Source organism: Streptomyces katrae, from assembly GCF_002028425.1.
Taxonomy (GTDB): domain Bacteria; phylum Actinomycetota; class Actinomycetes; order Streptomycetales; family Streptomycetaceae; genus Streptomyces; species Streptomyces katrae_A.
Genome location: NZ_CP020042.1, coordinates 6698182 through 6723927, shown reverse-complemented (window position 1 = coordinate 6723927; position 25746 = coordinate 6698182). Strand labels below are relative to the sequence as shown.

Genomic DNA, 25746 nt, shown 5'->3' with positions numbered 1-25746 from the left:
TCATGTCCGAGAACTCACCCGCTCCACACGTCCACGATCCCGCGGATTCCGCGGACGCCCCCCTCGGCGAGGCGGCCGCCGAGGACCTGATCCACGGCATCTGCTTCAAGACCGGTCCGCCCCGCACCCTCGGCGCCGAGCTCGAATGGCTCGTCCTGGACGCCGAGCGCCCCTGGCTGCCGCTTCCCCCCGACCGCCTCACCGACGCCCACGCGGCCGCCCGGGCCCTGCCCCTGGGGTCCCGGGTCACCGTCGAACCCGGCGGCCAGCTGGAGCTCAGCTCCGCCCCCGCCGCCTCCCTCACCGCCTGCCTCGACGGGCTCCGCGCCGACCTCGCCGCCGTACGGGGCGTCCTGCGCGAGCGCGGCCTCGTCCTCCACGGCCTCGGCGAGGACCCCCGAAAGCCCCTGCGCCGCCTCCTGGCCAGCCCGCGCTACGACGCGATGGAGACCTACTTCGACCGCACCGGCCCCGCCGGCCGGGCCATGATGCGCTCCTCCGCCTCCGTGCAGGTCTGCGTGGACGCCGGGCACGAGGAGCCGGGCCCGCTCGGGTACGGGAGGCGCTGGCGGCTCGCCCACCTCCTGGGCGCCGTACTCGTGGCCGCCTTCGCCAACTCCCCCGGCCGCGAGGGCCCGTACGAGGGCTGGCGGTGCGCGCGGCAGGGGATCTGGAGCGACATCGACCCGCGGCGCGCACTGGCCCCGCCGCTGGACGCCGAACCCCGTGCGGCCTGGGCCGCGCACGCGCTGGACACCGAGGTGATGTGCGTACGGGGGGCCGGCGACGGATCCTGGACGGTGCCGCACGGTCTGACCTTCCGCGACTGGCTGCGCACGGACGGCCACGGACCGGGCCCCGCCCGGCGGCCCACGGCCGCGGACCTGGAGTACCACCTCACCACCCTCTTCCCGCCCGTGCGCCCGCGCGGCCACCTGGAGCTGCGGATGATCGACGCGCAGCCCGGGGAGGACGGCTGGACGGTCCCGGTGGCCGTGGTGCACGCACTCTTCGACGACCCGGAGGCCGCCGAGACGGCCTACCGGGCGGTGAAGGCCCTGGCCGACGCCTACGGGACCCGGAGCGCGCCCCGCAACCCGCTGTGGCGGACCGCCGCACGCGGCGCGCTGGCGGACCCGGACCTGCGGGCGGCCGCCACGGCCTGCTTCGCGGCGGCCGCGGAGGCCCTGCCCCGGCTCGGAGCGGACCGCTGCGTCCAGGACGCGGTGGAGGCCTTCGCCGGGCGCTACGTGAGGCGCGGGCGCTGCCCGGCCGACGACGTGGACCACGCCCTGGTCGCCGGACGCACCCGGGCCGCCGCGAGCACCGCTCCGGCAGCCATGGAAGACACCGGCCCGGCGGCACACCGCCGGCGGCCGCCCGCCGCGAAGGGACCGCGCCCGTGACCACCGAGACCCACCCCGAGATCCGTCCCGACGTGCTGCGCGAGCGTGCCGCGGCCGCCCTGACCGCCGCCCGGGCCCGTACGGCCGGGCTGACCGACGTCGTCAGCGACCCGGACCTGACCGCGCAGCACTCCCCCCTGATGTCCCCGCTGGTGTGGGACCTGGCGCACATCGGGAACCAGGAGGAGCTGTGGCTGCTGCGCAACGTGGCCGGCCGCGAGTTCCTGCGTCCCGAGATCAACTCCCTGTACGACGCCTTCCAGCACCCGCGCGCGGAGCGGCCGAAGCTGCCGCTACTGGGCCCGGATGAGGCCCGCCGGTACGCGGCCGAGGTCCGCGGGCGGGTGTTCGACCTGCTGGACCGCACCCCGCTGGAGGGAACGGCCCTGCTCGACCGGGGGTTCGCCTTCGGGATGATCGCCCAGCACGAGCAGCAGCACGACGAGACCATGCTGATCACCCATCAGCTACGGGCGGGCGAACCCGTACTGACCGCGGAGGATCCGCAGCCGCCGCAGGGTCCGGCCCCGGCCGCGGCCGAAGTACTGGTGCCGGGAGGCCCGTTCATCATGGGCACCTCGGCCGAGCCGTGGGCACTGGACAACGAACGGCCCGCGCACGTGCGGGAGGTGGCCTCCTTCTGGATCGACACCGTGCCGGTGACCAACGGCGCCTACCAGGCCTTCATCGCGGACGGCGGCTACACGGACCCCCGCTGGTGGGCGGCCGAGGGCTGGGAGCAGATCCGCCGCCATGACATCGGGGCCCCGCTGTTCTGGCGGCGCGAGGCCGGCCAGTGGCTGCGCCGCCGGTTCGGGGTGACCGAGCCGGTGCCCGACGACGAACCGGTCCTGCACGTGAGCTGGTACGAGGCCGACGCCTACGCCCGCTGGACGGGCCGCCGGCTGCCCACCGAGGCGGAGTGGGAGAAGGCGGCCCGTCACGACCCGGCCGCCGGCCGCTCCCGCCGCTACCCCTGGGGCGACGCCGATCCGACCCCCCTCCACGCCAACCTGGGCCAGCGCCACCTGCGCCCGGCCCGCGCCGGCTGCTACCCGGCCGGGGCCTCCCCGCTGGGGGTGCGCCAGCTCATCGGCGACGTGTGGGAGTGGACCGCCTCGGACTTCCTTCCGTACCCGGGGTTCCGCGCCTTCCCGTACCGGGAGTACTCGGAGGTGTTCTTCGGGCCGGAGCACAAGGTGCTGCGCGGCGGCTCGTTCGCGGTCGACCCGGTGGCCTGCCGGGGCACGTTCCGCAACTGGGACCTGCCGGTGCGCCGGCAGATCTTCTCCGGCTTCCGTACCGCGAGGGACGTCTGATGTGCCGTCACCTGGCCTATCTGGGACCGGAGATACCCCTGAGCGCCGTACTGGGCGATCCGCAGCACTCGCTCGTGCGGCAGTCCTGGGCGCCGCGCCGGCAGCGGTACGGCACCGTCAACGCCGACGGCTTCGGCGTCGGCTGGTACGCGGCCGGCGACCCGGTTCCGGCCCGCTACCGGCGCGCCGGGCCCGTGTGGGGGGACGAGGGCTTCGCCGACCTGGGCCGGGTGGTGCGCAGCGGGGCCCTGCTGGCCGCCGTGCGCGACGCCACCTTCGCGGGCGCGGACGGGGAGGCCGCGGCGGCCCCGTTCGCCTCGGGGCCCTGGCTGTTCAGCCACAACGGTGCGGTACGCGGCTGGCCGGACACGGCGGCGCCGCTCGCGGCGGCCCTGCCGGCCCACGCCCTGCTGGAGCTGGCCGCGCGCACCGATTCCGCGCTGGTGTGGGCCCTGGTCCTGCACCGGCTGCGGCAGGGCGACGACCCGGGCACGGCCCTGGCGGAGGCGGTCCGCGAACTGGCCGCCGCTGCACAGGGCTCCCGGCTGAACCTGCTGCTCACCGACGGCGTCTCGATCGCCGCCACCGCCTGGGGCGATTCCCTCTGGTACCTGCCCGGCAGCCCGTCGGGGCGGGTGGTCGTGGCGTCCGAGCCGTACGACGACGACACCGGCTGGTGCGAGGTGCCCGACCGGAGCCTGCTGACCGCCACCCGCACGCGGGTCGCCCTGATCCCCCTGAAGGAGAGCACCCCGTGAGCGACTTCCAGATGACCCGGACCCTCGACGAGCACGCCGCCGACAGGGCGCTGCGCAAGGACGTCCTGCGCGGGATGACCCGCTTCCCCAAGGAGCTGCCGCCGAAGTGGTTCTACGACGCCCGGGGCAGTGAACTCTTCGAGGAGATCACCCGGTTGCCGGAGTACTACCCGACGCGCGCCGAGCGGGAGATCCTGCTGGAGCGGGCCCGGGAGATCGCGGCGGTCAGCGGGGCGCGCACGCTGGTGGAGCTGGGCTCCGGCTCCTCGGAGAAGACCCGGCACCTGATCGAGGCGCTGCCGGCGCTGGAGACGTACGTCCCGGTGGACGTCAGCGAGAGCGCCCTGACGGGGGCGGCGGAGGCGCTGCTGGCGGCGCATCCGGGGCTGAAGGTGCACGCGCTGCTGGCGGACTTCACGGGGCCGCTGCACCTGCCCGACTCTCCCGGGCCGCGGCTGGTGGTGTTCCTGGGCGGCACGATCGGGAACCTGCTGCCGCCGGAGCGGGCGGTGTTCCTGGCGTCCGTACGGGCGATGCTCTCGCCGGGGGACGCGTTGCTGATGGGCACGGACCTGGTGAAGGACGAGGCCGTGCTGGTGGCGGCGTACGACGACGCGCAGGGGGTGACGGCGGAGTTCGACAAGAACGTGCTGGCCGTGATCGACCGGGAGCTGGGCGCGGACTTCCACACCGCCGACTTCGACCACGTGGCGGTGTGGAACCGGGAGCACGAATGGATCGAGATGCGGCTGCGGGCCCGGTCGGCGGTGACGGTGAAGATCCGGGCGCTGGATCTGGTGGTGCCGTTCGCCGAGGGTGAGGAGATCCTCACGGAGATCTCGGCGAAGTTCCGTCAGGAGGGGGTGCGGAAGGAACTCGCGGAGGCGGGGCTGGATTTGTCCCACTGGTGGACGGACTCCGAGGGCCGGTTCGCGCTGTCGCTGTCGGTGGCGGACGGCTCGGTGGACTCGGTGGCCGTGGACTGAGCCGAGGACCGGCGTACGGGCGCGCGCCGGGCCGGGGTGTGCGGGGCCGCTCCGTGCGCGGCCGGGGTGTGCGCGGCCGGGGTGTGCAGGGCCGTGTGCGGGGCCGGTGCGTGCGCCGCCGGTGTGTTTGCGGCCGCTCCGTGCGCGGACGGTGCGTGTGCGGCCGGTGTGTTTGCGGCCGCTCCGTGCGCGGCCGGTGCGTGTGCGGCCGGTGTGTTTGCGGCCGCTCCGTGCGCGGCCGGGGTGTGCGCGGCCGGGGTGTGCTGTGGGCGCTGCTGGGCCGGTACGCCGGCCAGCGGGGTCCGCTGCGGCTCCCGGGTCCCGAGGACCGCCCGCTGCGCGGCCGCCGCGAGCGCGCGCCGGTCGGCGTGACGGCCCTCCGGGATCCGGGGCAGCAGCCGCACCTCGGCGCGTACGCCCCGGGCGCGGGCGATCCGCCACAGGGAGGCCGTCAGCGTGTCGTCCCCGACGAAGGCGGGCGCCCCGGCGAACTCCCCGTCCCCCAGCCGGTAGGCGATCCGCACGGGCTGTACGGGCACCCCCGCGTCCAGCGCCGCCTGGAACGCGGCCCGCCGGAACGGCCCCTGGGCGCGCCCGCACCAGGTGCAGCCCTCGGGGAAGACGGTGACCCGGTCCCCGGCGCTCAGCGCCCGGGCGATCGTCGCCACGGTCCGGGGCAGGGCCCGGATCCGGTCGCGTTCGATGAACAGGGTGCCCGCCCGGGCAGCGAGCCGCCCCAGCACCGGCCAGGCGCCGATCTCGCTCTTGGCCAGCATCCGGCTGGGCAGGGCGGCTGCGACGAGCGGGATGTCCGTCCAGGAGATGTGGTTGGCGACGATGAGGCGGCCCCCGTCCGGTCCCGGGGTGCCGTGCACGGTGATCCGTATCCCCAGGGACCGCAGGAGCACGGTGCACCAGGCCCGGATCAGCGCGCGCCGGGGCCGGGCGGGCAGCAGCCGCACCGGCGGGGCGGCCGGGACCGCCAGCAGGACCAGCGCGAGGGCGCCGGCCAGCCGGAGCACCGCGTGCGGGACGCTCGCGGCCCGGCCCGGGTGGCCGGCGCAGGCCTGCGGGGTGCAGGGCGCGGTGGGGAGCAGCCAGTTGCTCATGCGGCCGGGGCGAGCGAGAGGAAGTGGCTCAGGTAGCGCGGGTTGGTCCGGCGCAGCGAGAGCAGCACGTACAGGTCGGCGCAGCCGAACTCGGCGTCGAGGGCGGGCTCCCCGCAGACCCAGGCGCCGAGGCGGATGTAGCCGCGCAGCAGCGGCGGCAGCTCCAGGCGGGTGCCGGGGAGGGTGATGCCCTCGGCGCTCCACGGCAGGTGCGGGGTGACCCGGTACTCCTGCGGGGCGAGGTTGCGGGCCAGGACGGTCTCGCGGGTGGCCGCGGCCAGCACCCCGCCGTCGGCGAGCGGTATCGAGCAGCACCCGGCGAGCCAGTTGTGGCCGGTGCGCTCCATGTAGCGGGCGAGGCCGGCCCAGATGAGCGCGATGACGGCGCCATTGCGGTGGTCGGGGTGGACGCAGGAGCGGCCGACCTCGACCAGGTCGGAACGGATCGGGGCGAGGGCGGAGAGGTCGAACTCGCCCTCGGAGTAGAGCCGTCCGGCGACCGCGGCGCGCTCCGGGGGCAGCAGCCGGTAGGTGCCGACGACCTGGCCGGTCTCCTCGTCGAGGACCAGGAGGTGGTCGCAGTAGGCGTCGAAGGCGTCGGAGTCCAGGCCCGGCTCGGGGCCGTCGAGGCGGGCACCGAGCTCTCCGGCGAAGACCTGGTGGCGCAGCCGCTGGGCGGCGCGGACCTCGTCCTCGTCACGGGCGAGGCGGACGGCGTACCGGGGGGCGGCGGAGGGGGCGGCGGGTGCGGCGGGGGCCGGGGCGGGGACGGCCGGGGCTGCGGGTGCGAGGGGGGACGGGGACAGGGGGGCGATGGTCATGGCTGCTCCTGATCCGGGCACGGGGAGCCGGGCCGCGGGTGGCGGACCCGGCTCCTTTACTTCTTCCGTGACCGGCTGGATTCGACATGACCGCCCAGCGGCCCCCGGATGTGCGGAGGCTGAACTCGGCGGGCGGCGACGGGCCGGGCGCGCAGCTCAGCGGCTCAGCGGCCCGTCGGATCAGCAGATCATGAGCCCGCCCGCCGCACGGATCAGGCGCCCGGCGGACGGCCTCGACGTTCGGACCTCAGGGGCCTGGGCTCAGGGGTCTGGGCTCAGGGGTCTGGGCCCAGGGGTCTGGGCCCAGGGGTCTGGGCCCAGCGGCCGGGGGCAGCGTTCGGGGCTCAGCGGTCGGAGTTCAGGACCTGGGCCATGGTCTCCGAGGCCGTTTTCGCCGCCTGGCGGGGGTCCTGGCCGCTGAGCACGGCCGTCATGTAGGGCTTGAGCGGGTTCTTGGCCTCGACTGCGGCCCAGCGCCCGGACTTCGGCGTGGCCCGGCCCTGGGCGGCTCCGGCGGCCATCGCGGCGGCGCCCTCGTTGCCCTCGACCACCCGGGCGAGGGTGGTCTTGTTGGGGACGTAGCTCATGGTGCGGGCGAGCTCCGTCTGCCATTTCTCGCTGACCAGGGCGGTGATCAGGTCGACGGCGTCGGTCCGGTTCGCCGTCTTCGCCGGGATGATCAGGTCGGAGCCGCCGGTGAGGACGGAGCCGGCCTTCTCCGAGGTCTTGCCGGGGATGGGGAAGTAGCCGAGCTTGCCCTTGAGCGCGGGGTTGGCCGCCTCGATCGCGGCCGCCTGCCCGGGCGGGGCGATGATCTGGGCGACCTGGCCGCGCGCGAAGACCTCGGCCTGCGGGGGCGTCTCCTCGTCGGCGTTCTTCGGGCCCTTGCCGAGGGCCTGGAGCTGCTTGTAGAAGTCCATCCCGGCGAGGGCCTTCTCGTCGTCGAGGGCGCCCACCCACTGGCCGCCCGTCTCGACGGCGAGCTCGCCGCCCTCGTCCCAGACGAAGCCGGCGAGGACGTACCAGTTCTGGCCGGGGAGGTAGATGCCCTGCTGGTCGCCCTTGTCGAGCTTCTGGGTGGCCGAAATCCACTCCTGGCGGTTCTTGGGCGGGGTCTTGATCCCGGCGTTCGCGAAGAGGTCCTTGTTGTAGATGACCACCCGGTTGGCGGCGTACCAGGGGACGCCGTACTGGGCCCCGTTGACGCTTCCCGGGTCGGAGAGGCCCTTGAGCCAGTCCTTGCTGCCCCAGGTGCGCAGGCCCTCCAGGGTGAGCTCGGAGAGCCCGCCGGTCTCGACGTACTGGGCCACCTGGGTGTTGCCGACCTCGATGACGTCGGCGTGCTCCTTGCCCTTGCCGGCGAGGACGGCGTTGACCTTGTCGCCGATGCCCTTCCACTCCTGGATCTTCACGTCCAGGTGGATGCCGGGGTGCTCCTTCTCGAAGTCGGCGGTGAACTTCTCGATGAACCCCTCCGAGGCGCTGCCCTTCATCAGCCAGAGCGTCACCGTCCGGGGCCCGCCGTCCGATCCGGCCAGAACGCCGCAGCCGGCGGTCAGGGCGGTGGCTGCCGCGAGGGCCGTGCACACGGCGAGGAAGCGCTTCTTCACGAGGGTCACCTTCTGGGCTGGATCTCAGATGGCTTGAAATTGGCATAGACCAATGGGCCGGTCAAGGGGCTTCCCGCCGGGACTGTTCACGCAAAGTTCGCGGACACGGCCTTACTGGGGCACCGTGGAACAAGGCAAAAGCGACAACTGGCGGGAGGCCCCATGTCCAACCACACCTACCGGGTGACCGAGATCGTCGGCACCTCCCACGAGGGCATCGATCAGGCCATCCGGAACGGGATCACGCGCGCCGGGCAGACCCTGCGCAACCTGGACTGGTTCGAGGTCACACAGGTGCGCGGGCACATCGAGAACGGGCAGATCGCGCACTACCAGGTCGGACTGAAGGTGGGCTTCCGCCTCGACGGCGAGGACTGACGGACCGACGGGCCGTCCGCGAGCCCGTCCGCGGGGACCCCTGCCGCGCTCCCGGGCGGCCCGGCGGCCCGGCGCCCCGGCGGCCGGGTCGCGCAGCGCTGCGCCTAGGCTGCGGGCATGACCGAGACCACCGCACCGCGCCGTCCGCTGGCCGTCTTCGACATCGACAACACGCTCGCCGACACCGGCCACCGCCAGCACTTCCTGGAGCGCCGGCCCCGCGACTGGGACGGGTTCTTCGGCGCGGCGCCTGCCGACCCGCCGCTCGCGCGCGGGGTGGAACTGGCGGTGCAGAGCGCGGCCGACTGCGAAGTGGTGTACCTGACCGGCCGGCCGGAGCGCTGCCGGGCGGACACCGCCGACTGGCTGGCCCGGCACGGGCTGCCCGAGGGCCGGGTGTGGATGCGCGGCGACCGGGACCGGCGGCCGGCCCGCGTGACCAAGCTGGAGGTTCTCCAGCGGATCGCGCGGGGCCGCGAGGTGCGGGTGCTGGTCGACGACGACCAGCTCGTCTGCCAGGCCGCCCGCGCCGCAGGCTTCACGGTGCTGGCGGCGGACTGGGCGGCGCAGTCGGCGGAGCTCAAGAGCGCGCAGGAGAGCGAGGGCGGGAGCCGTACCTGAGGAGGGGGAGCCGTACCTGACGAGGGGACCCCGGCTGCCGGGAATCCCCGGCGGCGCCGGGCGTTGAAGAGGGGTGTGATCCCAAGAATCTCGGTCCTCGACCGGTCCCGCGTCCGCGAGGGACACCCGGCGGCACAGGCCCTGCGCGACACGGTGGAACTCGCCCGCGCCACCGAGGAACTGGGCTACCACCGCTTCTGGGTGTCGGAGCACCACAGCGTGCCCGGGGTCGCCGGTTCCGCCCCCACCGTCCTGGCCGCGGCCGTGGCGGCCGCCACCCGGCGGATCCGGGTCGGCACGGGCGGGGTGATGCTGCCCAACCACCAGCCGCTGGTGGTCGCCGAGCAGTTCGGGGTGCTGGAGGCGCTGTTCCCCGGCCGCATCGACATGGGCCTCGGCCGCTCGGTCGGCTTCACCGGCGGCATCCGGCGCGCCCTGGGCCGTGACACGGGCGACGCCGACCGGTTCGAGGAGCAGCTGGCGGAGCTGCTGGGCTGGATCGACGGCACCCAGCGCGTCCACCCCGAGGTGCACGCCCGTCCGGCGGAGGGGCTGCGGATCCCGCCGTTCGTGCTGGCCACCGGCGCGGGTGCGTCCATCGCCGCCCGGGCCGGGCTGCCGGTGGTGGTGGGCGACCTGCGGGCCCGCGCCCGGGTGGCGGAGGCCGTCGCGGCGTACCGCAGGGAGTTCCGGCCGTCGGCGTGGGGCGCCGAGCCGTACGTGGTGGTCTCGGGGACGGTGGCGGTCGCGGAGAGCGAGGAGGCCGCGCGGCGGATCCTGGTGCCGGAGGCCTGGTCCCTGGCGCACTCGCGGACGCGGGGCAGCTTCCCGCCCCTGCGGCCGGCCGAAGAGGTCGAGGCGATGGAGCTCGGCCCGAAGGAGCGGGAGCTGTACGAGGGCGCCCTCGCCGGGCACCTCGCGGGTACGGAGGAACGGGTCGCGGCCGGCCTGGCCGCCCTGGCGGAGGCCACCGGGGCGGACGAGCTGCTGGTCACCACTTCCACGTACGACCGGGCGGCCCTGCTCGACTCCTTCCGCCGGCTGTCGCGGATCGCCGGGCTGCGGTAGCTCCGGATGCCGTGGCCCCGGCTGCCGGGGTCACGGCTGCCAGGGCCCACGGCCGCCGGGGCTCCGCGCGCCGTGGGCCCTGCTGCCATGGCTCCGGCCGCACCACCGGACCTCGTACGCCACAAAGACCGACCGGCAGATGGATCACTTGAGGCGTCGGGTCGTGGGGCGGGTGTCCCAGCGGTAGCGGCTGGTCGCGCGGCGGATGAGCATACGGAGCGTGACGAGTGCGGCGGCAAGGTCGAGGTAGAAGTCCACGGCCTGACCGGCCTTCTCGGTGCAACGTCGCAGCTTGCCGTAGCCGTTCATCCAGGAGTGGGTCCGCTCGATTACCCACCGCTTCCCGGCCTGGATCGGGGCGGGGACCCCTTTCCGGGCGATCTCGCCAGTGAAGCCGAACCCGTCCAGCAAGAAACGGGTCTGGGCACTGTCGTATCCGCGGTCAAGGTTGACGTTCACCTCCACCGGCAGGGGTCCGACCTGAGCTTTCATCGCTTCCAGAGTGGGACGGAGCAGAGGTGAGTCGTGTCGGTTGGCACCGGTGGAGACGATGCCCAGCGGCACCCCGGCCTCGTCCGAGGACACCGATCGCCTCAGGCCCCGCTTGCCCCGGTCGACTGGGGAGCGGCCGGCCCGCTGGCCACCCGAGGGTGCCTCGGTGATGCAGCCGTCCACGGCGATCTCGGCCAGTCCAAGGCCGATCATGCGGTCGTGTGCCTCGAGAGCCAGCGCATGGACCTGCTCCGATATCCCCATCTGGGCCCATGATTTGATGCGGCGCCGGATCGTGCGGTCCGAGCAGCCAGGACTGGAGATCCGTTCGTACCCGGAACCGTGCACCAGAGCCTGCACGATGTGCTCGAAGACCACCCGGTCCGGGATCCGACGGCGTGGCAGCCCAGCGGATGGGTCGCCGCGAACTCACCCCGCGTCGGCAGTAGGGCGGCGAACTGATTCCACAGGGGTTCGAGCAGGCAAGACGGCACTGCGGGCACGGGCCCTCCGGTGATCACTGAGCGAAGAGAACTCCACGCGCGTGCCTGCCCTCACGGCCGGGATGACATCCCACGGCAGCCAGCACCATGCGCCGGTTTACGCGCGGGCGCCTGGCCCATGGCCCCTCGGCTGACGACCAGCACGGCGGCATCCCCGGACAAGGCCCACCGCCACGACCATCAGCACGATCCCGACCAGATCGGGCCCGTACGAAACCTCCATGAACCCCATGGCGCCCGGGTGTGGCCGCACCTCGATGGAGCCTTCCGGGACGATCTCCGCCAGCATCCGGTGCACCCAGGCCAGGACTGCCCCACCGGCCACGCCTACTGCCAGCAGAGCGCCGGCGCTCATACCCGACCGGCGACCAGCACGCCAACAGCCCCGCACTGTATCCACCGCCCCAATGACCAGCGCAATCGCGAGCGCACCGGACGCGGCCATCCAGGCCCCGGCAGCAACCGCGCCCAGCACCGAAGTGGCGAAACCCCTAGGCCCCCGCCCCGTCAACGCCGTCACAGACCCCTCCGGCGGGGCCATGCCCCATGCCAGCAGCCAGCTCACTCCGCCCAGGACCGCCAGAGCGGCCGCGCCCCACGTCCACAGCACCCCGGCGCCTCGGCGCCCACTTCGCATCCCCACCAGTTCCCCCAGACTGCCTCGCTGCGGACGTCAACCTACCAATCGGTAAGACGTCCATCTGCGGAGAGGCCAGACTGGGAGGCGGTGGGTACCGCGGACCTCTACCTTGCCGCCACACTCGTCACGCTCCGTATGCTCATCCGCCGCGCGGCCACGTTGCCGCTGGGACACTCGCCCCACGACCCGACGCCTCAAATGATCCATTTGCCGGTCGCTCTAGACTGGGGCGAATGCACCAGCCTTCCCCCGATGCCCCCGCCGTCCCCCGCGACGCCCTCGATCCCTGCGTACGGGTCCGCGGCGCCAGGGAGCACAACCTGCGCGGGGTGGACGTGGACATCCCGCGCGACACCCTGACCGTCTTCACCGGGGTGTCGGGGTCCGGGAAGAGCTCCCTGGCCTTCGGCACGCTCTACGCCGAGGCCCAGCGGCGCTACTTCGAGTCCGTGGCCCCGTACGCCCGGCGTCTGATCCACCAGATCGGCGCGCCGAAGGTGGACTCGGTGACCGGGCTGCCGCCCGCCGTCTCCCTGGAGCAGCGCCGCTCCTCCCCCGGCTCGCGTTCCTCGGTGGGAACGGTGACCCTGCTCTCCAACTCCCTGCGGATGCTGTTCTCCCGGGCCGGCGACTACCCGCCCGGCGCCGAGCGGCTCGACTCCGACTCCTTCTCCCCCAACACCGCCTCCGGCGCCTGCCCTTCCTGCCACGGCCTGGGCCGGATCCACCGCACCAGCGAGGAACTGCTCGTCCCCGACCCGGGCCTGTCGATCCGTGAGGGCGCGATCGCCGCCTGGCCGGGGGCCTGGCAGGGCAAGAACCTGAGGGACATCCTGGAGGTGCTCGGCCACGACGTGGACCGGCCCTGGCGGGAGCTGCCGGCCGAGGACCGGGAGTGGATCCTGTTCACCGAGGAACAGCCCGTGGTGACGGTGCACCCGGTGCGCGAGGCGGACCGCATCCAACGCCCCTATCAGGGCACGTACATGAGCGCCCACCGCTATGTGATGCGGACCTTCTCCGACACCAAGAGCGCCACCCTGCGGGCGCGCGCCGAGAAGTTCCTCACCGACGCGTCCTGCCCGGTGTGCGAGGGGCGGCGGCTGCGGCCGGAGGCCCTGGCGGTGACCTTCGCGGGGCGGACGATCGCGGAGCTGGCGGCGCTGGCGCTGGGCGAGCTGGACTCCGTGCTGGCCGAGTCCGCACCGGACACCGAGGCGGCGCGGGTGCTGGTGGCTGACCTGCGGGCGCGGATCGCGCCGGTCACGGAGCTGGGGCTGGGCTATCTGAGCCTGGACCGGACGGCGCCGAGCCTGTCGGCGGGGGAGCTCCAGCGGCTGCGGCTGGCGACCCAGCTGCGGTCGGGGCTGTTCGGGGTGGTCTACGTGCTGGACGAGCCGTCGGCGGGGCTGCACCCGGCCGACACCGAGGCGCTGCTGGGCGTGCTGGAACGGCTCAAGGCGGCGGGGAACACGGTGTTCGTGGTGGAGCACCACCTGGACGTAGTGCGGCGCGCGGACTGGCTGGTGGACGTCGGCCCGCTGGCCGGCGAGCACGGCGGCCGGGTGCTGTACAGCGGGCCGCCCGGCGGCCTGGCGGGGGTCGCGGAGTCGGCGACGGCCCGGCACCTGTTCGCGCCGGCCGCCGCCTCCGGGGCCGCCCGGCCGGTGCGCACCGCCACCGGCTCGGTCCGGCTCGAGGGGGTCCGGCGGCACAACCTCCGTGACCTGACGGCCGAGTTCCCGCTCGGGGTCTTCACCGCCGTGACCGGGGTGTCGGGTTCGGGGAAGTCCACCCTGGTCGGCCGGGTGCTCGCGGAGGAGGTGGCCGCGCGGCTGGGCGGCCCGGACTTCCCGGTGCGCCGGCTGGTGGAGGTGGACCAGAAGCCGATCGGCCGGACGCCGCGCTCCAACCTGGCGACGTACACGGGGCTGTTCGACGTCGTGCGCAAGCTGTTCACGGCGTCCGCGCAGGCACGGGAGCGCGGCTGGAAGGCGGGCCGGTTCTCTTTCAACGTGCCGGGCGGCCGCTGCGAGACCTGTCAGGGCGAGGGCTTCGTCTCGGTGGAGCTGCTGTTCCTGCCCAGTACGTACGCCCCCTGCCCGCAGTGCGCCGGCGCCCGGTACAACGCCGAGACGCTGGAGGTCCGTTACGAGGGGCTGGACATCGCGCAGGTGCTGGGGCTGACGGTGGAGGCGGCGGCCGGTTTCTTCGCGGAGGTCCCGGCGGCGGCGCGCAGCCTGCGGGCGCTGCAGGAGATCGGCCTGGGCTACCTGCGGCTGGGGCAGCCGGCCACGGAGCTGTCGGGCGGCGAGGCCCAGCGGATCAAACTGGCGACGGAGCTCCAGCGGTCGCGCCGCGACCACACCCTGTACCTGCTGGACGAGCCGACGACGGGGCTGCACCCGGCCGATGTGCGGGTGCTGCTGCGGCAGTTGCACGGGCTGGTGGATGCGGGCCACTCGGTGGTGGTCGTGGAGCACGACATGGAGGTGGTGGCGGGGGCCGACTGGGTGATCGACCTGGGTCCGGGCGGCGGCACGGAGGGCGGCCGCATCACGGCCTGCGGCCCGCCGGCGGAGGTGGCCGCGTCGGCGGCCGGCCGCACGGGCCCCTACCTGGCGCGGGCGCTGGGCCGGTAGGGCGCGCCGGAGGGCCCGGGGCCTGCCGGACGGCCCCGGGCCTGCGCGCTCCCGGGCCTTACGCGTCCCCGGGCAGGAGGTGCTGCGGGAGTTCGCGGAAGGACCAGGTGCCGCGGCTGCGGGTGAGGGTCCAGACGAGGTCGCTGCGGTCGGGCCAGGCCGCGGGGAGGCCCAGGACGCCGTGGGCGCCGAGGGCCTGGACCAGGCGGGGGATGCCGGCGGGCTCCCAGCACAGCAGGACCGGCGCCGGGGCGGCCAGGACGGCCGGGGCGAGGTCCGTCTCGGCGCCGAGGGCGAACCGGTCCTGCACGGGGACCCGCAGGGCGGTGGCCAGGGGCGCCAGGGTCTGCCGGCACCGGGCGGGGGCGGACTGCGGTCCCCCGGTGGCGAAGAGCGCGGCGGGCCGGGGCAGCGGGGCGCCGTGGGCGGGGCCGAAGAGGCGGTGCAGTTCCTCGGCGCGGCGGCGGCCCCGTCCGGCGAGGAAGCCGGGGTCCTCGTTGCCCTCGTCGTCCTCACCGGTGGCTCCGGCATAGGGCTTCTCCGCGTGCGGGATCACCATGACGAGGGCGTCCTTGGCGGGCGGCTGCGGTCCGGGCGCGGGCGGGCGGCGCTCCTGCTCCGTACACCCGGCCGCCGCGAGGGGCGCCAGGGCGGCCAGGGCTGCGAGCACGGTGCGGCGGTGCGGTCCGGGGCCGCCGGAGGCTGCTGGCATGCGCCCACTGTGCCCCGCCGGGCGGACGCGGCGGGGGCGCGGCGCGGCGGACGGCGCCCACGTGCGCCCGGTCGGCGGATCGGGTCGTCAGGCCGGGTCGGCCGTTCGGGCGCACGCGGAGGGCCGCCGGAGCGGGTCAGCGCTTGCGCAGCGCCCTCAGCCATTCCTTGTTCATCGCGGCGATCGACGGCAGCGGGATGCCCTTCGGGCAGGCGGTGGCGCACTCGCCGGTCAGGGTGCAGCCGCCGAAACCCTCGTCGTCCATCTGCGCCACCATGTCCAGCACGCGTGTCTCGCGCTCGGGCGAACCCTGCGGGAGCACGTTCAGGTGGTTGACCTTGGCGGAGGTGAACAGCATCGCGGAGCCGTTGGGGCAGGCCGCCACGCAGGCGCCGCAGCCTATGCACTCGGCGTGCTCGAACGCCGAGTCGGCGGCCGGCTTGGGCACGGCGGTGGCGTGGGCCTCGGGCGCGGAGCCGGTGGGGGCGGTGATGTAGCCGCCGGCCTGGATGATCCGGTCGAAGGCGCTGCGGTCCACCACGAGGTCCTTGACCACGGGGAAGGCCGAGGCCCGCCAGGGTTCGACGTCGATGGTGTCGCCGTCGGTGAAGGACCTCATGTGGAGCTGGCAGGTGGTGGTGCGTTCGGGGCCGTGGGCGTCGCCGTTGATGACGAGGCTGCACGCGCCGCAGATGCCCTCGCGGCAGTCGTGGTCGAAGGCGACCGGGTCCTCGCCGCGCAGGATGAGGTCCTCGTTGAGGGTGTCGAGCATCTCCAGGAAGGACATGTCCTTCGAGATGCCGTCGACCTCGTAGGAGGCCATGGCGCCGGGGGCGTCGGCGCTTCGCTGGCGCCAGACGCGCAGGGTGAGCTTCATGCGTAGCTCCGCTGGGTGGGGTGGACGTACTCGAAGACCAGGTCTTCCTTGTGCAGGACGGGTGCGGCGCTGGTGCCGCGGTACTCCCAGGCGGCCGCGTAGCCGAACTCCTCGTCGCGGCGGGCCGCTTCGCCGTCCGGGGTCTGGGACTCCTCGCGGAAGTGGCCGCCGCAGGACTCGGCGCGGTGGAGGGCGTCGAGGCACATCAGCTCGGCGAGTTCGAGGTAGTCGACGATGCGGTTGGCCTTCTCCAGCGACTGGTTGAACTCCTCGCCGCTGCCGGGGACCTTGATGCGCCGCCAGAACTCCTCGCGGATCTCGGGGATGCGGGCCAGCGCCTTGCGCAGGCCCTCCTCGGTGCGGGCCATCCCGCAGTACTCCCACATGAGTTCGCCGATCTCGCGGTGGAAGGAGTCGGGGGTGCGGTCGCCGTCGACGGCCAGCAGCTTGGCGAGGCAGTCGCGGGTCTCGCGGACGGCGGCGGCCGCCTCGGGGTGGCTGTCGTCGACCGCCTCGTGGTGCGGGTGGCGGGCGAGGTAGTCGTTGATGGTGGAGGGGAGGACGAAGTAGCCGTCGCCGAGGCCCTGCATCAGCGCGGACGCGCCGAGGCGGTTGGCCCCGTGGTCGGAGAAGTTGGCCTCGCCGATCGCGAACAGGCCGGGGATGGTGGTCTGGAGGTCGTAGTCGACCCACAGTCCGCCCATCGTGTAGTGGACGGCCGGGTAGATCCGCATGGGGACCTCGTACGGGTTCTCCGCCGTGATCCGTTCGTACATCTCGAAGAGGTTGCCGTACTTCTCGGCGACCTTGTCGCGGCCCATGCGGCGGATGGCGTCGGCGAAGTCCAGGTACACGCCCTGGCCGCCGGGGCCGACGCCGCGGCCCTCGTCGCAGACGTTCTTGGCGGCGCGGGAGGCGATGTCGCGGGGGACGAGGTTGCCGAAGGAGGGGTAGATCCGCTCCAGGTAGTAGTCGCGCTCGTCCTCGGGGATCTCGGCGGCGGGGCGGGTGTCGCCCTTGGCCTTGGGGACCCAGATGCGGCCGTCGTTGCGCAGGGACTCGCTCATCAGGGTGAGCTTGGACTGGTGGTCGCCGGTGCGCGGGATGCAGGTGGGGTGGATCTGGGTGAAGCAGGGGTTGGCGAAGTACGCGCCGCGCCGGTGCGCCCGCCAGACGGCGGTCGCGTTGGAGTTCATGGCGTTGGTGGAGAGGTAGAAGACGTTGCCGTAGCCGCCGCTGGCCAGGACCACGGCGTCGGCGTAGTAGGTGTCGATGCGGCCGGTGACGAGGTCGCGGGCGACGATGCCGCGGGCGACCCCGTCGACGGTGATCAGGTCCAGCATCTCGGTGCGGGCGTGCAGTTCGACGTTGCCGGCCGCTATCTGGCGGGACAGCGCCTGGTAGGCGCCGAGGAGCAGCTGCTGCCCGGTCTGGCCGCGGGCGTAGAAGGTGCGGGAGACCTGGACGCCGCCGAAGGAGCGGGTGTCGAGGAGGCCGCCGTACTCGCGGGCGAAGGGGACGCCCTGGGCCACGCACTGGTCGATGATCTCGACGGAGATCTGGGCGAGGCGGTGGACGTTGGACTCGCGGGCCCGGAAGTCGCCGCCCTTGACGGTGTCGTAGAAGAGCCGGTGTACGGAGTCCCCGTCGTTGCGGTAGTTCTTGGCGGCGTTGATGCCGCCCTGGGCGGCGATGGAGTGGGCGCGGCGCGGGGAGTCGCTGTAGCAGAACTGGACCACGTGGTAGCCCTGCTCGGCGAGGGTCGCGCCGGCGGCACCGCCCGCCAGGCCGGTGCCGACGACGATCACGGTGTGCTTGCGGCGGTTGGCCGGGTTGACCAGCTTCGCCTCGAAGCGGCGGCGGTCCCAGCGCTCGGCGATGGGGCCGGCGGGGGCCTTGGTGTCGGCGATGGGGTCGCCGGTGGTGTAGGCGGCGTACTCGGTGCTCATGGTCAGCTCACCACTCCGGTCATGACGGCGACGGGGACGGACACGAAGCCCGCGAAGAGGACGAGGGCCAGGGCGTTGGCCAGGAACTTCAGGGCGCGCTCGCGGCGGGCGTTGCCCGCGCCGAGGGTCTGGGCGGCGCTCCAGAAGCCGTGGCGGACGTGGAGGCCGAGGGCCGTCATGGCCACGATGTAGATGGTGTTGCCGTACCAGGTGGAGAAGGTCGCGAGGACGTTCTCGTACGGGTGGCCGGCCCAGGCGCGCTGGTTGACGGTGAGCGTGGTGAGGTCGAGGAGGTGCCAGACGATGAAGAGGGCGAGGATGATCCCGCCCCAGCGCATGGTGCGGGTGGCGTAGCTCGCGCGGCGCCGCTTGTGGGCGTACCGCACCGGGCGGGCCTTCAGGTCGCGGCGGCTGAGCTGGTAGGCGCAGACGGCGTGCGCGACGACGGCGGCGACCAGGACCACGCGGACGGTCCACAGGGCCCACTCGTAGTGCAGGAACGGTTCGCCGAGGGTGCGCAGGGCGTGGGCGTAGCCGTTGAACTCGCCGGCACCGAAGAAGATCTTCAGGTTGCCGAACATGTGCGCGACGAGGTAGCCGAGCATGATCAGGCCGGAAACGGCCATCACGGACTTCTTGCCGACGGTGGAGTCCCAGAGCGTGCGCGTGGTGGACGGCCGTCGATCCGTCCGCGTTGCCAGAGCCATAAGGAGACCGTAGGGACCAAGGTCCCGAAAGGTCCAAGACATGGTGGAGCTGATCGCGATAGGCATCCCCTATGGAGGCGCCTGATTACCGCTAGCCTGGGGTGATGCAGTTCCAGCAGCTCGTGTACTTCGTGGCCGTGGCCGAGACCCGGCACTTCACGCGTGCCGCCGAGCGGGAGCACGTGGCCCAGCCGTCGCTGTCGCAGCAGATCAAGGCGCTCGAACGGGAGCTGGGCGCCGAGCTGTTCAGCCGGGCGCGGGGGAACATCGCGTTGACCGACGCGGGTGAGGCGCTGCTGCCGCTGGCCCGGCGGATCCTGGCCGACGCGGACACGGCGCGGCTGGAGGTGCAGGAGCTGCTCCAGCTGCGGCGCGGCCGGGTGCGGCTGGGAGCCACGCCGAGCGTGTGCACGGGGATGCTGCCGGAGGTGCTGCGCACCTTCCACGCGGCGCACCCGGGCATCGAGCTGCTGATCGAGGAGGGCGGGTCGCTGGACCTGGTGCGGGAACTGGCACGCGGGGTCCTGGACCTGGCGCTGATCGTCCTGCCGCTGCCGCCGTCGGCGCCCGCACTGACCACTGTGGAGCTGCTGACGGAGGACCTGGTGGTGGTCTCGTCCCGCGATCTGCCACCGCCGGGCGGGGGCGGTGAGCTGAGCGTCGCGGACCTGCGCGAGGAGCCCATGGTGATGTTCCGGCACGGCTACGACCTGCGGGACCTGACGGTCGGCGCCTGCCGGGCGGCGGGGTTCGAGCCGGTGTTCACGGTGGAGGGCGGCGAGATGGACGCCGTCCTGGGTTTCGTCCGGGCGGGGCTGGGCGTGGCGGTGGTCCCGGAGATGGTCGTGGAACACGGCGGCCCCGGCCTGCGCGCCACCCCTCTCGCGGGCTCGCCCCTGCGCCGCACGATCGCCCTGGCCCACCGCACGGACGTGGCCCCACCCCGCGCGGCCCGCGAACTGAAACGCATCCTGACCGGCTGAGCCGCCCCGAGCCCCCGGCATGGGGCCGAGGCGGCGCCCGCCACCGGCACACGGCCGCCCCTGCCCCCGGGCAACCCCGGGCCCCGACGAGAACCCGCACAACCGGCCTACGCGACCCCCCAACCCCGTCCTTGTCCGCGGCCCGGGCCGGGGCCAGGACCCGGGCCGGGGCCCGTCCGGGGCCGGGGTGGGGACCCGGGCCGGGACCGAAACCGGGGCCTGGGTGGGGACCGGGGCCGGGACCGGAACCGGGGCCGGGGTGGGGACCGGGGCCGGGGCCCGTCCGGGGCCGGGGCCGGTAGCCGGGTCCGGTTAGTGGTCGGGGTGGGGGCGCGGGGCGGGGCGGAGTGGCTTGGTTTGTGCGCGGGAGCGGAGGAGGCGCTTGTCGGGCTTGCCGCGGTCCGTGAGGGGGATGTCCCGTTCCCAGAAGACCGCCGTCGGGCGGTGCGCCGGGGCCAGTTCACGGGCCACCAGCTCGCACGCCTCGGCGGCGGCCGCCGCGCTCGGAGTGTGGCCCGGGGCCGGCACGAGGAAGGCGCAGACCTCCTCGCCGGTGGCCGCGCCGGGCCGTCCGACGACGACGGCCCGGGCCACGGCCGGGTGGCGGGCCAGTGCCGCCTCGACCGGCAGGCTGTAGATGTTGACGCCGTCGACGATCACGACGTCCTTGCTCCGGTCGTCCAGGTAGAGGTACCCGTCGGCATCGGTGTGGCCGAGGTCGCCGGTCCGCAGCCATCCGTCCCGCAGTACCTCGGCGGTCAGTTCGGGCTGGTTCCAGTAGCCGGTCATCATCGCCGCCGACCGGATCCACAGCTCCCCGGTGCGCCCGGCGGGCAGTACCGCGTCCCGCTCGTCGCGCACCTGGACCTCGACGCCCGCGGCCGGGCGCCCCGCCGAAGCCAGTAGTCGGGGCCGGCCGGACACCGCCGCGTCGTGGTCGGCCGGGGTGAGGCGGGAGATCACGGCTGCTTCGTTCATCCCGTAGCCCTGCCGCCAGCGTCCGCCCCAGCGGGTCACCGCCTCGCGCAGCCGGTCGGGAAGGATCGGTGAGGCCCCGTAGGAGACCGCCTCCAGGCCCGGGATGCCCCCTGCGGTCGCGGGATCGTCCAGCAGCCGGTACACCATCGGGGGCGTCAGGTACGTGGACACCGGCCCGAGCCGCCGGCAGGCCGCCGCGAACTCCCCCGGCGTGAAGGGGTCCAGGATCTCCACCCTGCCCCCGGCCCGCAGCTGCTCCAGGCACCGGCCGCCGGCCCGCTGGGCGAGGCTGGTGACCGAGAGGTGCACCGCCCCGGTCCACTCGGCCCCGCGCCGGACGTCCCGCGCGGCCATCGCCCCGAAGGTGGAGGCCACGCCCTTGGGCCGGCCCGTGGTCCCGCCGGTGTACGTCACCCGGGCCACGTCCTCCTCCCGCGCCCGCACCGGCACTTCGGCGGGCTCCCGCCCCGCGGCCCGCGCGATCAGGTCGTCCAGGCCGAGCAGCCGCACGCCCGTGGCCGGCACCTGAACGTCGTGCACCACCAGGCCCGGAAGGCAGTCCCGGAGGATGAACTCCAGGCCGTGGACCGCGGGTCCGGTCACCACCTGGGTCAGCCGGGCCCCCAGCAGATGCGCGGCGATCCGTACCAGCAGCGCTTCCGGCCGGTTGCCGCCCGTCACGCACGCCAGGCCCGTCCCCCGCCCGACCCCCGCATCCGCGAGGGCCCCGGCCAGCCGGTGGGCGGCGTCCAGCACCTCGGTGAAGCCCAGGACCCGGGGTCCGGCTCCGATCGCGGGCTGTTCCCCGTACTGCTCCAACGCCCCGACCAGCTCGGTCACGTACCGCGCGGCCATCCGCACACCCGCCTCTCCGGCCCGCCGCCCGGCGGGCCCGCACCGGGCATCATGCCCGGCCCGGCGGTCCCACCCGCCTCAGGGCCGGGATATCAGGGGGCCCAGCGTCCGGTCGAGTCCGTCGGCCAGCATGCCGAAGGCCCCGTCGGCGTCGGTGACGGCCGCCGGGTAGGCCTCCTCCGCCGTGCTGCCCGCGTCGATGCGGCGCCAGTTCTCCCGGCCCAGTTCATGACGGACCGCCACCAGGTGCGTCGCGGCGAGGCGGGCGGTCAGGGGCTCGACCCGCTCGGCTTCCAGGGCGGCGGCGAGCAGCTCCACCTCGCGGGCCGTGTAGTGGGCGATCCGGCTCTCCAGGCTGGGCGTGGAGTACAGCAGGCGCTGGAACGCCAGCACGCCGGGGTGGTCGCAGAGCCCGGTGATGGGATCGCGCTCGGCGAGGGCCGTACGGAAGTGCTCGTGCAGCGCGCCCACCGGGCCGAGTCCCGCAGGCCGGCCGCGCACGATCCGCGCCGCTTCGTCCTGATGGTCGGCGAAACGGTCGAGGACCAGGTCCTCCTTGCTGGGGAAGTACCGGAACAGGGTGGGTTTCGACACCTCGGCCGCCGCGGCCACATCGGCCACGGACACGGCGTCGAAGCCCCGTTCCAGGAAGAGTTCCAGCGCCGTGGCCGCCAGCTGGCGACGCGTACGCAGCTTCTTGCTCTCGCGCAGACCCGTCGTGTTCTCCATGGCACCACCGTACGGCCGAAATGCAACCAAGTCAATTTCGTGACCGGGTTGCATTTTTTCTCGCGGCGCGCTTTCCTTGGTTCAGCGACGAGGGATCGGCGACGACGAGAGAGGACCTCCGATGAGCGACACGACGACGGCCGGCACGACGACGGCCGAGGCGGCAGCGGCCGAGACGGCAGCGGCGGGCACGACGGCCGGACCGACGACCCAGGTGCTGATCGCGGGCTCCGGGCCCACCGGGCTCACCCTGGCCTGCGACCTGGCCCTGCGCGGCGTGTCCGTCCGCGTCCTGGAGCAGCGCTCCGGCCCCCACCGCGAGTCCCGGGCCAAGGGGCTCACTCCGGACGGCCTGGAGGTGCTGGCCCGGCTCGGGGTCGGGGAGCGGCTGGCCGCCGTGGGGTCCCGCGGCCTGGTGCTGCGCAAGTACTTCGACGGCGCCCACGTCGCGGACACCCCGGCGGACGGCGGCGGCCTCCTGATCGGCCAGTGGCAGGTCGAGGAGGCCCTGCGCGAGCGGCTGGCCGGTCTCGGCGTCCGCGTCGAGTACGGGGCCCGGGTCACCGGGCTCGCCCAGGATCCGGCCGGGGTCACCGCTCGTCTGGCGGACGGACGTGCGGTCCGGGCGGAGTACGCGGCCGGGTGCGACGGCGGCCGGAGCACGACCCGCGAGCTCCTCGGCATCCCCTTCGAGGGGTACACGGAGGAGAAGCCGACGATGGTCGTCGGGGACGTGCGGGCGCCCGGGCTGAGCCGGGACCACTGGCACCAGTGGTTCACCTCGGAAGGCGGCGGGATCCTGCTCTGTCCGATGCCGGGGACGGACACCTTCCAGCTCCAGGCGGCGCCGGAGACCGACGCGGACGGCGAGCCGCTGCCGCCCACGATCGAGGGCTTCCAACGGCTCTTCGACCGGTACGCCGGGATACCGGGGATACGGCTGACCGATGCGGGCTGGCTCTCCAGCTGGCGGGTCAACGTCCGCCGGGCCGCCCGGATGCGCGAGGGCCGGATCCTGCTCGCCGGGGACGCCGCGCACGTCCACCCGATCGCCGGCGGACTGGGCATGAACACCGGTATCCAGGACGCGGCCGCCCTCGCCCGGACCCTGGCCGCCGCTCTCCCGGGCCCGGCCCCGGCCGACGCCCTCGACGGCTACGAGGCCGAGCGGCTCCCGGTGGCCGAGCGGCTGCTGGCCGACACCGCCGCACGGCACCGGCGGGTCCTCGCCGCGGTCCGCGAGCCCGGCCGGGGAACGGAGGCCGGGATGCGCTGACTTCGCGCAGGGGGCCGCCCCGGCCGGGGTCCCGGCCGCCGCCTCACCGGGTGGGTACGGCGTCGCAGAGGGAGAGGGTGTGGATGCGGTCCGGGGCGCCCGGGCGGGCGTAGTACCAGCCCTGGGCCGTGTCGCAGCCGAGGGCGCGGAGCTGGGCCGCCTGGGCCCCGGTCTCCACTCCTTCGACCGTCACCGCCAGCTCCAGGCTGTGGGCCAGGGCGACGATGCCCTCCACGATCTTGACGTCGACGGGGTCGGCCGGCTCCTGCTGCATGCCCTGGGTGAAGGAGCGGTCCAGTTTCAGGACGCTGACCGGCAGCCGGCGCAGGTTGGCGAGGTTCGAGTAGCCGGTGCCGAAGTCGTCGAGGGCGATGTCCACGCCGAGGGCGGCGAGGCGGCGCAGCGGTTCGAGGAGTTCGTCGTCGGCTCCGATCAGCGCCGACTCGGTGACCTCCAGGCACAGCGCGCCGGGGGCCAGGCCGGAGGACTCCAGGACGCGCAGGGTGTCGGCGACCAGCCCGGGATGGGTCAGCTGGGTGGGCGAGAGGTTGACGTTGACGCGCAGGGGCGCACCGCCGTGCTCGCGCTGCCAGGTGCGGGCCTGGCGGACGGACTCCTCCAGGACCCAGCGGCCGAGCGGCACGATCAGGCCGGTGCGTTCGGCGAGCGGGATGAAGCGGTCCGGGCCGAGCACTCCGTACTGGGGGTGCGACCAGCGCACCAGGGCCTCCGCGCCGTGCACGCTGCCGTCGTGCAGGTGTACCAGGGGCTGGTACTCGATGAAGAACTCGCCGCGTTCCAGCGCCGCCGGCAGGGCGTTGGTCAGGCCGTGCCGGGTGATGGCGCGGGCGTCGGCCTCGGCGTCGGCGAACTCGAAGCGGTTGCCGCCGGCCGCCTTGGCCCGGTACATGGTGATGTCGGCGCTGCGCAGCACTTCGGCGGGGGTGCGCTCGCCCGACGCGCCCTCGACGATGCCGATGCTGCCGCGCACGGACAGCTCCCTGCCCTCCAGCCGGATGGGCGTGGACAGGGCGGTCAGGATGCGGACGGCGAGGTCGGTGACCTGCTCCTCGGTCTGGGCGCCGGGGCCGGTGGTGAGGGCGACGAACTCGTCGCCGCCGAGTCGTGCGACGACCTCGCCGGGCCCGGTGGCACAGCTCTGGAGCCGGTCGGCCACCTCCACGAGGAGCCGGTCGCCCGCCGAGTGGCCGAGGCTGTCGTTGACGGCCTTGAACCCGTCGAGGTCGAGGTAGCACAGGCCGAAGCGGCTGCCGGGGGCGGCGTTCAGGGCCTTCTCCAGCCGTTCGAAGAACAGCGTGCGGTTGGGCAGCCCGGTCAGTGCGTCGTGGGTGGCCTCGTAGCGCAGGCGCAGGTTGAGCAGCCGGCGTTCGGTGGTGTCCTCCATCAGGGCGAGCTGGTACTGGGGGAGCCCGTCGGCGTCGCGCAGGAGGGAGACCGTGAGGTTGGTCCACAGGACGGTGCCGTCGTGCCGGTAGTAGGGCTTCTCGACGCGGTAGTGCTCGCGCTCGCCGCGCACGAGTTCCCCGTACATCTTCCAGACGTGCGGGGTGTCGTCGGGGTGTCCCCACTCGCTGACGTTGCGGCTGCGGACGTGTCCTTCCAGGCCGCCGAACATCTTGAGGAGGGTGTCGTTGACCTCCAGGATGTTGCCGTCGAGGTCGGCGATGCCGATGCCGACGGCCGCGCCCTCGAAGACGGCCCGGAAGCGTTCCTCGCTGGCGTGCAGGGCCTGCTGGGCGTCGATGCGGGCGGTGAGGGCGGAGCGGGCGATGGCCTCCTGTTCCCTGAGGGTCCGCTCGCGCAGCGCACGGGCGAACCCGGCGGCGATGCCGTGCTGGAGCCGGGCGCAGCGGGAGCGGTACTCCTCGGTGCCGTCACTGCCGTCGGCGGCGGTGCTGTCCGGGCCGCAGTAGAGGACCAGGTAGGACTCGACGACGCCGAGGGTGCCGGCGAGCGCCTCGGGGTCGGTGCAGTGCACGGCGACGAGTTCGGCGCCCACGCCCTGGGCGGCGCTCGCGTCGAAGGGGCGGGCGTGCAGGGCCTCGGTGAGGGTCCGGGCGAGCGGGACGAGGTGCTGTTCGAACTCGGGGCGGGTCAGGGAGGTGGCCGTGACGGGGAAGATGGCCCGTCCCCAGATGGTCGCGAAGCGGGCGATCCGGTCCTCGAGGTCGCTGTGCGGGTCGTGCAGCGGCGCCCGCACGGGATGCGGGGCGGGGGGTTCTGCGCCGGCCGCGGGTGCGGGGGCGGGGGTGGACATGGCGGGGCCGCCCCCGGCCGGGCGGTCCTGGCCGGGGGTCGCGGGCGGG

At 74.1% G+C, this 25746-nt stretch carries 19 protein-coding genes and 2 pseudogenes; 10 read left to right on the top strand and 11 right to left on the bottom strand.

What is annotated here, in order from left to right:
- Positions 1–2 precede the first annotated feature (2 nt).
- From egtA to egtD, 4 genes are read left to right on the top strand one after another with little or no spacing between them, the layout of a single operon-like run.
- The gene (gene egtA / locus B4U46_RS30465) at positions 3–1406 is read left to right on the top strand and encodes an ergothioneine biosynthesis glutamate--cysteine ligase EgtA (protein ID WP_079430837.1); all 1404 of its coding nucleotides are present in this window, start codon (positions 3–5) and stop codon (positions 1404–1406) included.
- Complete coding sequence (gene egtB, locus B4U46_RS30460) at positions 1403–2725, top strand: ergothioneine biosynthesis protein EgtB (protein ID WP_079430836.1); 1323 nt, start codon at positions 1403–1405, stop codon at positions 2723–2725. Before egtA ends, egtB begins: the two co-directional genes overlap by 4 nt.
- On the top strand, positions 2725–3483 hold the full coding sequence (gene egtC / locus B4U46_RS30455) for an ergothioneine biosynthesis protein EgtC (RefSeq protein WP_079430835.1): 759 nt from the start codon (positions 2725–2727) through the stop codon (positions 3481–3483). Before egtB ends, egtC begins: the two co-directional genes overlap by 1 nt.
- Positions 3480–4469, top strand: coding sequence for an L-histidine N(alpha)-methyltransferase (gene egtD / locus B4U46_RS30450; protein WP_079430834.1), 990 nt, complete (start codon positions 3480–3482; stop codon positions 4467–4469). Before egtC ends, egtD begins: the two co-directional genes overlap by 4 nt.
- A 575-nt stretch (positions 4470–5044) precedes the next feature.
- Here the strand turns inward: egtD and B4U46_RS30445 are convergent.
- From B4U46_RS30445 to B4U46_RS30435, 3 genes and pseudogenes are all read right to left on the bottom strand, one after another.
- A pseudogene (locus B4U46_RS30445) lies at positions 5045–5578 on the bottom strand (lysophospholipid acyltransferase family protein); the annotation flags it as partial.
- Positions 5575–6399, bottom strand: coding sequence for a GNAT family N-acetyltransferase (locus B4U46_RS30440; protein WP_079430833.1), 825 nt, complete (start codon positions 6397–6399; stop codon positions 5575–5577). The gene B4U46_RS30440 and the pseudogene B4U46_RS30445, both read right to left, overlap by 4 nt.
- Before the next feature lie 344 nt (positions 6400–6743).
- The gene (locus tag B4U46_RS30435; RefSeq protein ID WP_079430832.1) at positions 6744–8009 is read right to left on the bottom strand and encodes an extracellular solute-binding protein; all 1266 of its coding nucleotides are present in this window, start codon (positions 8007–8009) and stop codon (positions 6744–6746) included.
- Positions 8010–8171: 162 nt separating this feature from the next.
- On the opposite strand from B4U46_RS30435, the gene B4U46_RS30430 reads away from it, so the two are divergent.
- From B4U46_RS30430 to B4U46_RS30420, 3 genes are all read left to right on the top strand, one after another.
- Entirely contained in the window at positions 8172–8387 is a 216-nt protein-coding gene (locus B4U46_RS30430; RefSeq protein WP_045951223.1) for a dodecin, read from the top strand.
- A 117-nt stretch (positions 8388–8504) separates the two neighbouring features.
- Positions 8505–9008 (top strand): hypothetical protein, encoded by a 504-nt coding sequence (locus tag B4U46_RS30425; protein ID WP_079430831.1) that lies wholly within the window; start codon positions 8505–8507, stop codon positions 9006–9008.
- A 75-nt stretch (positions 9009–9083) separates the two neighbouring features.
- Positions 9084–10076 carry an MsnO8 family LLM class oxidoreductase gene (locus B4U46_RS30420; protein ID WP_079430830.1) on the top strand — a complete coding sequence of 331 codons (993 nt, stop codon included), beginning with the start codon at positions 9084–9086 and terminating at the stop codon, positions 10074–10076.
- Positions 10077–10220: 144 nt separating this feature from the next.
- On the opposite strand, the pseudogene B4U46_RS30415 reads toward B4U46_RS30420, so the two are convergent.
- Positions 10221–11071, bottom strand: a pseudogene (locus B4U46_RS30415) (IS5 family transposase).
- Positions 11072–11944: 873 nt separating this feature from the next.
- On the opposite strand from B4U46_RS30415, the gene B4U46_RS30405 reads away from it, so the two are divergent.
- Complete coding sequence (locus B4U46_RS30405) at positions 11945–14353, top strand: excinuclease ABC subunit UvrA (protein WP_079430828.1); 2409 nt, start codon at positions 11945–11947, stop codon at positions 14351–14353.
- Positions 14354–14411: 58 nt separating this feature from the next.
- On the opposite strand, the gene B4U46_RS40110 is transcribed toward B4U46_RS30405, so the two are convergent.
- The 4 genes from B4U46_RS40110 to B4U46_RS30385 all read right to left on the bottom strand — a co-directional run bounded on the left by B4U46_RS40110 (position 14412) and on the right by B4U46_RS30385 (position 18598).
- A complete protein-coding gene (locus B4U46_RS40110; RefSeq protein ID WP_261340949.1) occupies positions 14412–15065 on the bottom strand; it encodes a hypothetical protein in 654 nt (217 codons plus the stop codon).
- A gap of 136 nt (positions 15066–15201) precedes the next feature.
- Positions 15202–15942: a succinate dehydrogenase/fumarate reductase iron-sulfur subunit gene (locus B4U46_RS30395; protein ID WP_079430827.1), complete on the bottom strand. Its 741-nt coding sequence runs from the start codon at positions 15940–15942 to the stop codon at positions 15202–15204.
- Positions 15939–17891, bottom strand: coding sequence for a fumarate reductase/succinate dehydrogenase flavoprotein subunit (locus B4U46_RS30390; RefSeq protein WP_079430826.1), 1953 nt, complete (start codon positions 17889–17891; stop codon positions 15939–15941). Before B4U46_RS30390 ends, B4U46_RS30395 begins: the two co-directional genes overlap by 4 nt.
- Positions 17892–17893: 2 nt before the next feature.
- The gene (locus tag B4U46_RS30385; protein ID WP_079430825.1) at positions 17894–18598 is read right to left on the bottom strand and encodes a succinate dehydrogenase; all 705 of its coding nucleotides are present in this window, start codon (positions 18596–18598) and stop codon (positions 17894–17896) included.
- Between the two features lie 104 nt (positions 18599–18702).
- On the opposite strand from B4U46_RS30385, the gene B4U46_RS30380 reads away from it, so the two are divergent.
- Positions 18703–19581 carry a LysR family transcriptional regulator gene (locus B4U46_RS30380; RefSeq protein WP_079430824.1) on the top strand — a complete coding sequence of 293 codons (879 nt, stop codon included), beginning with the start codon at positions 18703–18705 and terminating at the stop codon, positions 19579–19581.
- 312 nt (positions 19582–19893) lie between these two features.
- On the opposite strand, the gene B4U46_RS30375 is transcribed toward B4U46_RS30380, so the two are convergent.
- Positions 19894–21414, bottom strand: a complete 1521-nt coding sequence (locus B4U46_RS30375) for a class I adenylate-forming enzyme family protein (protein WP_159402134.1) — start codon at positions 21412–21414, stop codon at positions 19894–19896.
- A gap of 78 nt (positions 21415–21492) precedes the next feature.
- Entirely contained in the window at positions 21493–22143 is a 651-nt protein-coding gene (locus B4U46_RS30370) for a TetR/AcrR family transcriptional regulator (protein WP_079430822.1), read from the bottom strand.
- Between the two features lie 121 nt (positions 22144–22264).
- On the opposite strand from B4U46_RS30370, the gene B4U46_RS30365 reads away from it, so the two are divergent.
- On the top strand, positions 22265–23419 hold the full coding sequence (locus B4U46_RS30365; RefSeq protein WP_079430821.1) for an FAD-dependent monooxygenase: 1155 nt from the start codon (positions 22265–22267) through the stop codon (positions 23417–23419).
- Positions 23420–23462: 43 nt separating this feature from the next.
- On the opposite strand, the gene B4U46_RS30360 is transcribed toward B4U46_RS30365, so the two are convergent.
- Entirely contained in the window at positions 23463–25697 is a 2235-nt protein-coding gene (locus B4U46_RS30360; protein WP_079430820.1) for a putative bifunctional diguanylate cyclase/phosphodiesterase, read from the bottom strand.
- Positions 25698–25746: the final 49 nt, after the last annotated feature.